The following is a 14,101-nucleotide window of genomic DNA, read 5'->3' as shown; positions in this document are numbered from 1 at the left end:
TTGTTCCAAACTGGAAATTAGTTTAAGATGATCTCGAATAACAAATATTAGTAGAATCATCTAAAGAATCCTAGAAGGGAGGAGCTGCTGGCGACCGTTATTTTGCGGCAGCCGATTGAAAGGGGTTACAAATTAATCTTAATGGAGGTATGCCGATGTTTAAAAAACTCTTGGTCATTGCAATAACCCTTGTCTTATTCCTGAACGGTCTGCCCATGATGTCTGTGTCTGCTGCAAATAATGCCACGGCCAAGCAGCCGGGGAATTCCAATCCCCTGATGGATCACAAGCTGGGTGCCGATCCTTTCGCCCTGACGTATAACGGAAGAGTCTATGTCTATATGTCCAGCGATGCCTACGTTTATAACAGCAACGGAACCGTGAAGGACAATGATTTCAGCGCCTTGAATAAAATCAATGTCATCTCCTCGGCGGATATGGTGAACTGGACAGATCACGGCGCCATTCCGGTGGCCGGAGCCAATAATGTCAACGGCAGCGCCGGCATTGCCAAATGGGCCTCTCTCTCCTGGGCGCCTTCGGCGGCGGTGAAAAAAATTAACGGCCAGGATAAATTTTTCCTGTATTTTGCAAACGGTGCATCAGGCATCGGCGTGTTAACAGCCAATTCTCCGATTGGCCCCTGGTCGGATCCGCTGGGCAAAGCGCTGGTGACAGGGTCTACTCCCGGCATGTCCGGCGTGACCTGGCTGTTTGATCCGGCTGTCCTGGTGGACGATGACGGCAGCGGATATCTGTATGCCGGCGGGGGAATCCCCAACACTTCGGACCCGGCATCTGTAGCCAATCCCCGCACAGCTCGTGTGCTGAGACTGGGTGCGGATATGACGAGCATTGTTGGCAGCGCATCCACAATTGACGCTCCCTATATGTTCGAGGATTCGGGAATTCACAAATACGGCGGCAAATATTATTACTCGTATTGCTTCAATTTCTCCGGCACACACCCGGCTGCCTATCCGGCAGGTGAAATCGGGTACATGGTGAGCAACAGTCCGATGGGACCATTTACGTATACCGGACATTTTCTGAAGAATCCTTATACCTTCTTCGGTGTAGGCGGCAACAACCACCATGCGGTATTTAACTTCAATAACCAGTGGTATGTAGTGTATCATGCCCAGACCGTGGCGAAGGCTGTACTCGGGGACGGCAAAGGCTACCGCTCTCCGCATATCAACAAGCTTGTCCATAATGCAAACGGGACCATTCAGGAGGTTCAGGGAGATCTGGCGGGTATTGCCCAGATTGCCAATCTGAATCCGTTCACCAGAGTCGAAGCCGAGACCATCGGTTGGAATGCAGGCATTGCTACTGAAGCTACTCAGGCTGCGGGCGGCCCTGTAAGCAATATGAATGTGACCAGCATTAACAATGGAGACTGGGTTGCCGTCGGCAATGCCGATTTCGGTTCCGGTGCTACCAGCTTCAAGGCTAACGTGGCTTCTACCACAGGCGGCAAAATCGAACTCCGGCTGGACAGCGCAACCGGACCGCTAGTGGGCACGCTTAATGTCCCTTCTACAGGAGGAGCGCAAGCCTGGCAGGAGGTAGAAACCTCAGTCACCAATGCGACAGGAGTTCACAGACTCTACCTGGTATTCACCGGATCAGGCTCCGGCAACCTGTTCAATCTGGATTACTGGCAGTTCTCTGAGGGGGGCACCACGACTCCTTCCAGAAGTAAGGTTGAAGCAGAAGACATGAGCTTAAGCGGCACGTATGCAGGTAAGATCACTACCCCGTTCAGCGGAGTGGCGTTATACGGGAATGATGACGCGGCTGCGTTCAATCAGTATTTTGCTTTTGGTACTCATAATGTCTCAGTCCGGGGTGCTTCCAGCAACTCTGCTACGGCCAAAGTTGATCTGCAGATCGGCGGGGTGACTGTCGGCTCCTTCAGCTTCAGCGGGACTACACCTTCCGTACAGACCCTGTCCAATGTGGCACACGGCACCGGCAATCAGGAGGTCAAGCTGGTCGTAACCACGGACGATGGAACCTGGGATGTGCTTGTGGACTATATTGAATGGAGCCAATGATCGTACAAGCAGGCAGGAGGTCAGGCACTATGGTCAAAAAAACGGGGCTGTTTTTGCTGGCAATTTCGCTCTTGCTAGGCATACTGTTCAATCCTTCGACGGTTGCCGCTGCAACATTTACCAATCCGTTCATCTATGCCGATGCCCCGGACAATGATGTAATTAGGGTAGGAGGCGTATATTATATGACCAGCACCACCATGCACATGAACCCCGGCGTTCCCATCATGAAGTCCTATGATCTGGTGAACTGGGAGATCGTGAACTACGTCTACGATACCTATGCAAATGGCGATGCACAGAATCTGAACAACGGACAGAATGAGTACGGCAAGGGTTCCTGGGCAAGCAGCCTCAGATACAATAACGGTATCTACTATGTGAGCTTTGGGTCCAATTCTACCGGCAAAACCTATATCTATCAGACGGCGGATATTGAAAATGGTCCATGGACCTCATCTGTGCTGGGCAGCTATTATCATGACGCGTCGCTGCTGTTCGATAACGGCCGGGTGTTCCTGGTATACGGTGTCGATAATATCAGCCTGATTGAGCTGACGGCGGACGCCAAAGCTATCAAGTCAGGAGGAATCAACCAGGTTATTATCCCCGGCTCCAGCAATATTGCCGGTTCAAGCTTCATTGTGAAGGCGGAAGGTGCGCATATCCAGAAGATCAACGGCTATTATTATGTCTTTCTGATCTGCTGGCCTTCGGGAAGCGGACGCACACAATTGACTTACCGCTCCACCAGCTTAACCGGTGGCTATACGGGTCAGGTATCACTTAACGACTCCGGCATTGCCCAGGGCGGAATCGTGGACACGCCATCCGGCTCCTGGTATGCCATGCTCTTCAGGGACAGCGGAGCGGTTGGACGGATGCCGTATCTGGTTCCGGTATCCTGGTCCGGCAACTGGCCGGTCTTCGGAAGCGGGGGCAAAGCGCCGCGCACGCTGAATATGCCTGCTGAAGGCTATCCTGTGAAGAAGGTGTACGCGTCCGATGAGTTCTCAGCGGCTTCCGCCTCTGCGGAGCTAATTGTGAATGGCGGCTTTGAAGCGGCAGACATCAGCCCGTGGATGAATAACAATACGGCAGCGGTGGCCGTTACTGCTGCAGAACGTTATAGCGGTTCGAGCAGCGTACTGGTCAGCGGGAGACAACAGACGGGTACAGGACTGAAGCAGGATCTCACCGGGAAGGTGACCGCTGGCACAGTCTATATGTTCTCGGCAAAGGTTAAATACACGACAGGCCCGGCTACCAAGTCCTTTAACCTGGATATCCAGAATGGGCCAAGCTATACCGGTATTACGGTTCTGGGCTCTGCCACATTGACCCGGGGAGAGTGGGGCACCATCCAGGGAACCTATACACTTCCCGCCGGTGCCGATCTGTCCCAGACCTTTATTTTTGTTGAAACCCCTTACAATTCTGCGCCGGATGCCGCCAATGACCTGATGAACTTTTATGTAGACGATGTGTCGTTCGCAGCTACAGCTTCGTCAGAAGCGGGGCTTGCCAAGGTATGGCAGTGGAACCATAATCCCGACAACACCAAGTGGTCCCTGACACAGCGTCCCGGCTTCATGCGGTTAACCACCGGCAAGGTAAGCACAAATATTCTGGATGCCCGAAACACGCTGACCCAGCGGACGTTCGGACCGAAAAGCACGGGCGTCACCGCCCTGGAGACCAGCGGTATGAAGGACGGGGATTACGCAGGTCTGGCTGCATTCCAGGCTAAATACGGCTTCGTGGGTGTGAAAAGGTCCGGCAATTCCAAGTCCATTGTAATGGTTAATGCCGGCTCCGGATCGATGACTGAAGTGGCAAACGTGCCGCTCAGCCAGAACAGAGTCTATCTGAAGGTGGTCTGTGATTACACCAACCAGACAGACAAGGCCTATTTCTACTACAGCCTTGACGGCAGCAACTGGACGTCGGCAGGCAATACGCTGCAGATGTCCTATACAATGCCCCACTTCATGGGCTACCGGTTTGCACTGTTCAATTATGCAACGAAGGCTGCGGGCGGTTATGCGGATTTTGATTATTTACGTCTGGAATAGCTGCATTTGAATCTAAATAAGAAGCACTAAAGAAATAAACAAAAAGCAAAAGAAGCGGAGGGGAAATTTGGAACTGTAGGAGCGGTAGCGACCGCCTTTGTCACCGGATTTCACCTACGAACAGCGGTTTAAATCAAGAAATCTGGAGACAACAGCGGCCGGAAGTCCAAATGTTCACCGTAGTGACGATGAAGCTTCAAGTTCAAAACTTAAGTGCGTCTTATATAATCATCCAAAGGAGATGTATTCAATTGAAGAACAGCATCAAAAAGCTAGTAGGCGGGCTGGCTTTAGCCAGTGTCCTGCTCACCTCTGTCATGGCAGGCAACGCCAGCGCAGCACTTACCAATGGACCTAAGTTCCTGGGAAATATCATTGCAGGCAGTGCTCCCGGGAACTTCACCACCTACTGGAATCAGGTCACCCCTGAGAATGGCACCAAATGGGGAGCGGTCGAAGGCAACCGCAATAATATGAACTGGGGCAATGCGGATATGATCTATAACTATGCGATTAGCAAGAACATCCCGTTCAAGTTCCATACCCTAGTGTGGGGAAGCCAGGAGCCTAACTGGGTTGCAGGCTTATCGGCAGCGGAGCAAAAGGCGGAGATCAGCTCATTCATTACTCAGGCAGGCCAGCGTTATTCCGCAAAGTCAGCCTTTGTGGATGTCGTCAATGAACCGCTGCATGCCAAGCCTTCGTACCGCAATGCCATCGGCGGTGACGGAAGCACCGGCTGGGATTGGGTCATCTGGTCCTTCCAGCAAGCACGAGCGGCGTTCCCGAATTCCAAGCTGCTCATCAATGAATATGGCATTATCGGTGACCCCAGCTTGACGGATAAGTATGTGACCATTATCAATCACCTGAAGTCCAGAGGACTGATCGACGGAATCGGCATTCAGTGCCATCATTTCAATATGGATACAGTTAGCGTCTCTACGATGAATACCGTGCTGGGCAAATTGGCCGCGACAGGCCTGCCTATCTACGTCTCTGAGCTGGATATCACCGGCGACGACAACACACAGCTTAACAGATACAAAGAGAAGTTCCCGGTGCTCTGGAATCATCCTTCGGTAAAAGGCGTAACCCTCTGGGGCTACATCCAGAATCAGACCTGGGCAGCCAACACCCATCTGGTGAATTCCAACGGCACAGAGCGCCCTGCATTGAAATGGCTGAAGCAATACCTGGGCGGTTCATCGGCTCTTATGGAATCGACAGACGCTCAGGAAATTACGGAGAGTACGGACAGTGTGGACAGTACGGACAGTGTGGTCGAGCCAGAGCTTCAACTGGATCTCCAACCAGTGCTGGAACCCGTTCCGGCTGAGTAAGCTGAAGCAGGCCTTCAGCATAAGGGCTGTTGTCAAAGTGTGAACAAGGCTGTTTCTGATGCGTGAATATGGCTGCTCCCCATGCGCGGTAAGACGCGCCGGGAGCAGCCTTTTTTTTGTGAGATGGGGAGTGCGGAGGCGTTCGAGCGGAATGTAAGCGAAAAACCGAACACATTGGGGAGTGCGGAGGCGTGCGAGCGGAATGTAAGCGAAAAACCGAACACATTGGGCAGTGCGGAGGCGTACGAGCGGAATGTAATCGAAAAACCGAACACATTGGGGAGTGCGGAGTCGTTCGAGCGGAATGTAAGCGGAAAACCGAACACATTGTACTTGTGTAGCTGGACCATAAGGTCTTTTGTGATCTTCATCTTGCGTTCGCTGACCAAAAGTGGCACACTAGTAAAAGATACAGTAAACGTGGCAAAGAATGCCCCGCTCCCTTCTCTTTAAGAAGGCGGCGGGGTTTTGTGCGTTTAGAGATTAATTTTATTGCAAAGCGGGGGAATTGGAGTGGGATTTACAGAAGAACATGACCATTGATTAAGCAATCATTTGAAACGAAGAAAGGGGGAGCGGCTTGATGCGCTAAAGCGGGGGCATAGCTACGGTAACCGCTTATTCGTGGAATATGTGTGGTGGCCGCTTGTTGGATATTTTCAGGGACTCCATCCGGAATATGAAGTTAAGGACTGGCGTGGGAGATCGTATTTTATTGATTTACTGTGGAAGGTCGGTTCCTCGCGTATTGCATTTGAGATTATGGATTATGGATCGCATGGCACGGACCGGAGCAAATACCGGATGGACTTGAATCGCGGTCTCTTCCTGCAATCACAGGACTACATGGTTCTCTATATCTCGCTGGATGAGATGAAAGACAATCCGCCTTTTGTTCTCTCCACAATGCGGAACGTTCTGGCTCCTTATTTGTCGGCCGGAACTGCTAATAAAAGAAAAGACAAATCCTATTCTCGAATTGAACGAGATCTGATGCGGTTAGCCATCCGTAACCACCGTGTCCTCCGTCCGGGTGATGCCGCGAGAGAACTTGAGCTACATAATACGACAGTTATTAAATACAGCCGTATGCTGGTGGATAAGGGGAAATTTCGCCCTGTAGCGAGAGGGGTATCTCCACGAGTTACATACTACGAGTATATAGGTACCATTCAAAGCCCGGATTTGGTCTGAAGAATAGTACAACCCGGAATGTAAGCGAAAAACCGAACACATTGGACGCTGCGTGGGCGCGTAGGCCAAATGTAAGCGAAAAACCGAACACATTGGACGCTAGCGTGGGCGCGTGGGCCAAATATAAGCGAAAAACCGAACACATTGGACGCTGCGTGGGCGCGTGGGCCAAATGTAAGCGAAAAACCGAACACATTGGACGCTGCGTGGGCGCGTGGGCCAAATGTAAGCGAAAAACTTAGCACCAGCACCAACATCGCTCACCCGCACAGGTAAGTTTCCCCGCGCCCACCAAGGCATCCGCCAATCTCACCCCCCACCCCCATCCGCCGGAGGAAGGGGTACAATCCCCTCCCTATACACCTTCCTGTACTGTGACGGCGTGTAAGAAGTAACCTTCTTGAAGATCTTAGAGAAATACAGCGGGTCGTGGTAGCCGACCGAATAAGCCAGTGATTTAACAGATAACCGGGACTCGCCCAGCAGCTCGCAGGCCCGCTGAATCCGGAAGGCGGTCAGATAACCTGAGATGGAGGTGCCGGTCTCCTTCTTGAACAGCCGGAACAAGTAGCTGCGCTCGATTGTGACATAATCCACGACATCCAGAACCGACAAGGAAGACTTCCAAAAGTTCCTCTCCATATATGCCTTGGCTGAACCTACATAGTCTTTCTTGAGGGAGGCCTGTTCGCTTGGATAATACTCCATGTAATAGGTTAGCAACAGACGAAGTCCGGCATCCGACCGCTCCCGTTCATACGGCTCCAGTGCATTCGCCTCGACTCTGTCGAACAGGGGCTTGAGGTCCTGCGGAGCAGCCGCTGCAACGGGGTGATCCGGTGACATATGAATCATCTCCAATAACCGCAAGGCCTCCGCACCACCACATTCAATCCAGCAATACGCCCACGGGTCCTGCGGATCAGGATAATAATACACCTCCATCTGCGGGAAAATAATGAAGCTGTCTCCGGCCTCCAGAGGATAAACCGCCTGGCTTGTCTTCAAATACCCCCTGCCGCTTACGATATAATGCAGGGCATAGACATCACGGACACCTGGTCCCCATCTGTGCAGATTTGGAGGCTTATACCCGTTCCCCTTCACCATCGGTCCCTCGCTGAGTCCATATTCCTTAGCATTCATAGTCAGCACCCGTATCCTTTAACAGTATGATACTACTAGGGTATAGCAATCTGACGAATAAAGATAGATCGCTTGAATCGGGACCGCACTTCAAATCGACAACCGCACCTTTCCGTAACCGCATGTAAAAATGACAACGCTTTCTTAAGAATGTTGGCTTACGCCGTCCCTGGGCTTGAAGGTAAACTGAAGGTACAAGGGAGGAGCGAATATGGAATTGCAAACACAGGTTAGGAGTCCCGGGACTGGCGGAAGCCGGCGGTTGTTTTTATGGAAGCGTTTCAAAAAACAGAAGATCCTGCATTTGTTCGTCGGGCTTGGCATGATCTATCTGCTGATCTTCGCGTATACGCCAATGTTTGGTATTCTGATGGCCTTCAAGGATTACAGCATCTCCAGCGGGATCAAAGGGATCTTCACGAGCGACTGGGTCGGCCTGAAGTATTTCGATGAATTCGTACATGACTATCAATTCGGCAAGCTGGTCCGCAACACGCTGGTCCTCAGTCTGCTGAAGGTCATCTTCGCCTTCCCGGCACCGATTCTGCTGGCGATTATGCTGAATGAAGTGAAGCACATGGCCTTCAAGCGGTTGGTGCAGACGATCAGCTATCTGCCGCATTTTATCTCCTGGGTCGTCGTGGTTGGCGTATCCTATGCCTTCCTGTCCGCCGATGTCGGTGTGGTCAATAAGGCGCTGATGGCGATGGGCTTCACGGATGAGCCGCTGGCCTTCCTGACCAGTCCGAATTACTTTTGGGGGCTGGCGGTAGGGAGTGCGGTGTGGAAGGAGATGGGCTGGTGGACGATTATTTTTCTGGCGGCGATATCGGGGATCAGTCCTTCCCTCTATGAAGCTGCGGAGATTGACGGTGCCGGAAGGCTGGCTCGTATCCGTTATATCACCCTGCCGGGGATGAAGGGGACCATCGTTGTTGTACTGGTGCTGACCATCGGAAGTATTCTCGGTGGCGGACTGGTGGGTTCCAACTTCGAGCAGGCCTACCTGTTCGGCAACAGTATCAATAATCCAACCTCTGAGATTGTCCAGACCTACGCATTCAGGGTGGGGTTAAGCGACGGGCGGTTCTCCTACGCAGCGGCGATAGATTTAATCCAATCCGTGATTTCGGTAGCGCTGATATTCTCCAGTAACTATATTGCCAAACGGGTGTCAGGCTCAAGTCTTTTTTAGAGAGAGGAGGAAAGGCTGTGCTGAAGAGTCAGCGGCAGAAGGATTTTGTTTTTGACAGCGTGATCTATGGGGTATTGTTCGTTATTATGCTCACGATGCTGTATCCGTTCTATTATGTGTTAATTGCTTCCTTTAATAAAGGCTCGGACTCGCTGCTGGGCGGTGTGTATTTGTGGCCCCGGAACTTTACCCTGGAGAATTACCGGGTGTTCATGGATGATCCCAAGTGGGTGAAGGCGTTCCTGGTCTCCGTACTGCGGACGGTTTCCGGTACTTTGCTTGGACTGCTGCTCACCAGCATTGTCGCTTACGGCCTGTCCCATCGTGATCTGTTATTCAGCAAGGTCTATTTCACAGTGATCGTATTCGCCATGTACTTCTCCGGCGGACTGATCCCTTATTATGTAGTCCTGCGTTCACTAGGCTTGCTGAATTCCTTTGCGGTATACATTGTCCCGTCCATGCTCAGCACGTTCTTCCTGCTCATTGCGATCTCATTCTTCCGCGAGATTCCTGCTGAGCTAAAAGAGTCTGCGCATATAGACGGTGCCGGTGAGCTTACGATATTCTTCCGCATCATCCTGCCGGTCTCAACGCCGGTGCTGGCGACCATGGCCTTGTTCATGGGGGTTGGGCAATGGAATTCCTGGCTGGATTCAGCTTATTTCGTCCAGTCCGAGGAGCTGCGTACGCTGGCCTTCCGCATGATGGAGGTCATCAACAAGAGCAATTCTCCTATGGATTCGCTGGCGGTAGCCAACAGTGTCTCGGCGGGTGTCACCAGCTTCTCCTTACAGGTCACTTCAATGGTGGTGTCCATTGTTCCCATTATCTGTGTGTACCCGTTCCTGCAGAAGTATTTCGTACATGGCATCATGCTGGGTTCGGTAAAAGGTTAGACAATTCATAATTTCAATCATGGAGGGATTAGCTTGAACAAAAGCAGAAGCTTCAAAATGGTTGCAGCCGCGCTGGCAATTGCCGTATTATCCGCCTGCGGCAGCGGAGGAAATGCCGCTCAGGTCGCCCCGTCCGGCAGTCCGGACGCAGCAGCAGGCGGGAATTCTCCGGCCAAACCTGCGGAAGTGAAGGAATTGAGCCTGTTCATTGATGCGTCGTGGTACCCGGTTACGGAATGGAAGGGCCCGGTCGCCGATATGATTACCGAGAAGACGGGAGTGAAGCTCAAGGTTACAGTCGCTACCGATGATAAGCAGCTTCCGCTGATGATTGCCTCCGGTGACCTGCCGGACCTGGTGTTCACCTCTTCCAATATAGACCGGTTATCAGACTCGAAGCTGTCCTATTCCTGGAATGAGCTGATTGAGAAATATGCGCCGGATTTCAAGATTGACAAGACCCGGATTGCCATCCATACCATGGATGACGGCAAGTTCTATACCGTGCGGAATTCCTTTGCGACCCAGGAGGAGATGAAGAATAGTAAATATTCGTTAGGCAGCGACGGCAACCCGGGCATCGCGGTACGGGAGGATATTCTGAAGGAGCTGGGGAATCCGCCGATCAAGACCCTGGATGATTTCGTCAAGGTGCTGGGCATGGTCAAGGAGAAATATCCCGAGATGGTCCCGCTGATCATGGATAAGGACTGGATTGAACAGTATTTCCTGGCCCAGTTCGGTACGGAGACCCTGCTCGACGGCTGGTATGAACAGGACGGCAAGGTGGAATATGCGATCAGGCAGCCCAAGATGCTGGAATTTTTCAAGTTCATGAATAGCCTGTACCGCAATGGCTATATCCTGGCTGAGAATTTCGCACTGGCTAATGACCAGATTGATGATCAATATGCTACGGGCGGCAAAGCCTTCGCCCATAGCCATACCGTATCCACCGCAGATACCGATAACATCAAGATCAAGAGCAATCAGGGGGACTTCTCCTTCAAGATGCTGCCAAGCGTATTGTCGAAGGATGCCAAGGTAGTCAGCTCAGGACTCGGCTTCTCCGGAACCTTCATCACCAAGAAGAATAGGGACCCGGAGGCCTCCATCAAATTCATCCAGTATCTGGCCAGCGACGAGGGTAAGAAGCTGACGATGTTCGGAGTCGAAGGGGTACACTGGACCTGGAATGAAGAGGGCCACCCCGACTTCAAATATAATCCATCCGATGCCGATTTTGTGAACAGCAACGGGATTAAGTGGTGGTATCTCTATAACGATGGGGTTACCGAGGGCATGCTGTCTTATGTTCCTGAGCTGCAGAAGACGCAGGCGCTGATGGATCTGAAGTCCGTCAGAGTCTATAAGCCGGAGATCGGGCTGATTCAGACCCAGCCGGATTCACAGGAGAAGACCATCAAGACGAAGATTGACGAGATGGTCAAGAATGAGAAGGTCAAGATCTATCTGGCAGAATCGGAGGAGGCGGCAGTGGCAGCCTATGAGAATATGCTGAAGAATGCAGAGAACATAGGGCTGCAGAAGCTCACCGACTGGGCGAATACAACCTATCAGAAGAAGAAGGATTTATTTAAGTAAGCGGCTTCCTACCGGTAGAGACTTGTCTCTACCGGGTTTTACATGTTCATGGTAGGATAAGAAAAAAGAAGTCGGGCACCGGGGGGACAGGCTGCCGTGAGCATTGTGCGCAAAATGATATTAGGATATATCCTGCTGATTTTTATACCGGTCGTTACCTTCGGCTATTATTATTACAGCAAGCTCTATGACAGTGTAAGCAGACAGTTTGTGGAGAGCCGTCAGAAGATACTGGAGCAGGCCTATTCCAATATGAAGGCGGATCTGGCCCGGATCGATTCCACCCAGCGGATGCTCCAGTACAACCCGTATGTCACTGACTATCTGGACGGCAGCTATGAGACGGACTCAGAGAGCATATATGCCTATAACCGTTATATCAATCCGGTGATTCTGCAATCGCTTAATATCAGTCCGGAGATCGACACGTTCAGAATCTATATAACCAAGCAGGGCGTGCTGCCCATTACTGACCGGCTGCTCGAACTATCGGCGCTGGATGAACAGGGTGCCGGGGCTACCCGTATGCTGCGGCCGGGACAGGGCAAATGGATACTCCCCGACTCCAAGGTCGAAGCACCCCCGCTGGTGTTCTATCAGAACATATATAATCATGACTTTACCGAGATTGTCGGACTGCTGGAGCTGCGGGTCGGCAGTGAGCTGATCCGCAAATTCTACCGGGCGACAGGCGGAGGGGATTGGACCGCCATGCTTCTGCCGCCGGAGGGGGAGCTGCCGGAGAGGGAAGGCATCCCCTCGGCGGTTGATCCTGCAACCTGGGCAAGAATGGCATCGGGAGAGTCGCAGACGTATTTCATCAACCGTGAGGTCATCGTCAACCAGCTGTTTATTCAGGAGCTGGGTGTCCGGGTCGCCGTGATCGGCAAGGTATCCGAGGTGTTCCGTTCGATCAGGAGCCAGGAGATCGTGATGATTACGACGCTCGCCGTTCTTCTGACGTTATTGTCTTTTGCTTATTACACCCTGGCTTCGACGATTACCAAGCGCGTCCTCCGGCTCGCCCGGCATATGCGCAACTTAAATGATGATAACCTGAAGCAGTCGATCAGCAAGGAAGATAAGCCGGGCCGCAAGGATGAGATCAGTTTCCTGACGGAGACTTATAATTCCATGCTCCTGCGTATGGATGAGCTGATCAACAATGTCCACCGGGCGGAGCTGCGCAATAAGGAAGCCGCTTACAAAGTCCTTCAGGCCCAGATCAAACCGCATTTCCTCTATAACACGCTGGAGACCATCCGGATGCTGGCGGAATCCAACAATGACCAGGAAGTGGCTGAAATCTCGTACTGGTTCGGCAAACTTATGCGGTACAGCCTGTCCGCCCAAGAGGATCATACGGTCCTCTCCAAAGAGATCGAGACCGTGGTCTTCTACCTCAATATTCATAAAATGCGGCTGCAGAAGAGACTGACCTATGAGGTCGATATCGCTGTGGCTGACGAGCAAATGAGCTGTCCAAGGTTCATCCTCCAGCCGCTGGTCGAGAATAGCATCATCCATGGAGCCTCCGTGACGCTCCGGCCTGTCCATATCCGGATTCAGGCCGCCGAGACGGAGGACGTGATCAGGATAAGTGTGTCGGACAGCGGCATAGGTATTCCTGAAGACCGGTTGCTGCAGCTCCATAGCCGGTTATCCAATGGAGAGGATGTGGAGCCCCGGGAGGAGGCGGAAGGAGGCGTGGGGCTGTATAACGTCAGCGAGCGGATTAAATCGTTCTATGGCGGAGCTTCACGGCTGGTTCTGGAGAGTGAGGAGGGCAAGGGTACCTGCTTGACTATTATCATAGCGAAAGGGGCAGCGAGCGAGCATGCGAATCTTAATAGTAGACGATGAGCCGATCATCCTTGGAGGACTGGTCAAGGTGATTGGCGCAGCCGCGCCGGTCGGAACCGAAATCCGGGAGGCCGGCGACGCCTTCGAGGCTCTTGGGATCATGAAGGAATACATGCCGGATGTTACGGTAACCGATCTGCATATGCCGGAGAAAAACGGGTTTGAAATGATGGAGGAGGCCAAGGAAAACGGTTTATGTGAGCGCTTTATTATTCTCACGGGATATGATGATTTTGAATACGCTCGCAGGGCACTCCGATACGGAGTGATTGACTACCTGCTGAAGCCGGTGGACAAGGGGGAGATGGCAAATCTGCTGAAGCAATTAAACAGGGATCTCCCATCCCTAGACAACACGGACTGTCCCCCTCATGCCAAACAGATTCTTGCGTATACCCAATTGAATTATATGAACGACCTCTCTCTTGATCATCTGGCTGACCTGATGAAGCTTCATCCCAATTACATCAGCAACCTCTTCAAAAAGGTGACCGGCGATACATTTGTGAATTATCTGAATGCCACCCGGATCAAAGAAGCGCAAAAGCTGCTTAGTGCCCACCGCAATCTGCCAGTGGGCGAGATCGGCCGCCGGGTCGGGTATGAGAATAAGCATTACTTCAATAAAGTATTCAAGAAATATACCGGCAGCACACCGGGTGCCTACCGGGAGGCACATTGAAGCCTTAGCCCGGAGGGGCGGCGAGCGGAATGCGGG

The 14,101-nt window shown here is 52.1% G+C and carries 10 protein-coding genes; 9 read left to right on the top strand and 1 reads right to left on the bottom strand.

The window, feature by feature from the left end; translation table 11 throughout:
* Positions 1-155 precede the first annotated feature (155 nt).
* The 4 genes from MKX70_RS26465 (at position 156) to MKX70_RS26450 (ending at position 6,675) form a co-directional block, all read left to right on the top strand.
* The gene (locus MKX70_RS26465) at positions 156-2,063 is read left to right on the top strand and encodes a carbohydrate-binding protein (protein WP_445323682.1); all 1,908 of its coding nucleotides are present in this window, start codon (positions 156-158) and stop codon (positions 2,061-2,063) included.
* A gap of 29 nt (positions 2,064-2,092) precedes the next feature.
* Positions 2,093-4,138, top strand: a complete 2,046-nt coding sequence (locus MKX70_RS26460; RefSeq protein WP_340841183.1) for a beta-xylosidase family glycoside hydrolase — start codon at positions 2,093-2,095, stop codon at positions 4,136-4,138.
* A gap of 251 nt (positions 4,139-4,389) precedes the next feature.
* Positions 4,390-5,481 (top strand): endo-1,4-beta-xylanase, encoded by a 1,092-nt coding sequence (locus MKX70_RS26455; RefSeq protein WP_231637845.1) that lies wholly within the window; start codon positions 4,390-4,392, stop codon positions 5,479-5,481.
* A 555-nt stretch (positions 5,482-6,036) separates the two neighbouring features.
* Positions 6,037-6,675: a hypothetical protein gene (locus tag MKX70_RS26450; protein WP_340841182.1), complete on the top strand. Its 639-nt coding sequence runs from the start codon at positions 6,037-6,039 to the stop codon at positions 6,673-6,675.
* A 309-nt stretch (positions 6,676-6,984) separates the two neighbouring features.
* On the opposite strand, the gene MKX70_RS26445 is transcribed toward MKX70_RS26450, so the two are convergent.
* Positions 6,985-7,821, bottom strand: a complete 837-nt coding sequence (locus MKX70_RS26445) for a helix-turn-helix domain-containing protein (protein ID WP_042235259.1) — start codon at positions 7,819-7,821, stop codon at positions 6,985-6,987.
* A gap of 211 nt (positions 7,822-8,032) precedes the next feature.
* Between MKX70_RS26445 and MKX70_RS26440 the strand changes: the two genes are divergently transcribed.
* The 5 genes from MKX70_RS26440 (at position 8,033) to MKX70_RS26420 (ending at position 14,065) form a co-directional block, all read left to right on the top strand.
* Positions 8,033-9,016 (top strand): ABC transporter permease, encoded by a 984-nt coding sequence (locus MKX70_RS26440; RefSeq protein WP_340841181.1) that lies wholly within the window; start codon positions 8,033-8,035, stop codon positions 9,014-9,016.
* Between the two features lie 17 nt (positions 9,017-9,033).
* Complete coding sequence (locus tag MKX70_RS26435; RefSeq protein WP_340787897.1) at positions 9,034-9,915, top strand: carbohydrate ABC transporter permease; 882 nt, start codon at positions 9,034-9,036, stop codon at positions 9,913-9,915.
* A gap of 33 nt (positions 9,916-9,948) precedes the next feature.
* Positions 9,949-11,520 (top strand): extracellular solute-binding protein, encoded by a 1,572-nt coding sequence (locus MKX70_RS26430; RefSeq protein ID WP_340841180.1) that lies wholly within the window; start codon positions 9,949-9,951, stop codon positions 11,518-11,520.
* Between the two features lie 96 nt (positions 11,521-11,616).
* Positions 11,617-13,383: a sensor histidine kinase gene (locus MKX70_RS26425; protein WP_340787891.1), complete on the top strand. Its 1,767-nt coding sequence runs from the start codon at positions 11,617-11,619 to the stop codon at positions 13,381-13,383.
* A complete protein-coding gene (locus tag MKX70_RS26420; protein ID WP_042235267.1) occupies positions 13,358-14,065 on the top strand; it encodes a response regulator transcription factor in 708 nt (235 codons plus the stop codon). Before MKX70_RS26425 ends, MKX70_RS26420 begins: the two co-directional genes overlap by 26 nt.
* Positions 14,066-14,101 lie beyond the last annotated feature (36 nt).

This window comes from Paenibacillus sp. FSL R7-0312 (assembly GCF_038004445.1).
In the GTDB taxonomy this organism is placed as follows: domain Bacteria; phylum Bacillota; class Bacilli; order Paenibacillales; family Paenibacillaceae; genus Paenibacillus_AQ.
This window is presented reverse-complemented; position numbering and strand designations above follow the sequence as displayed.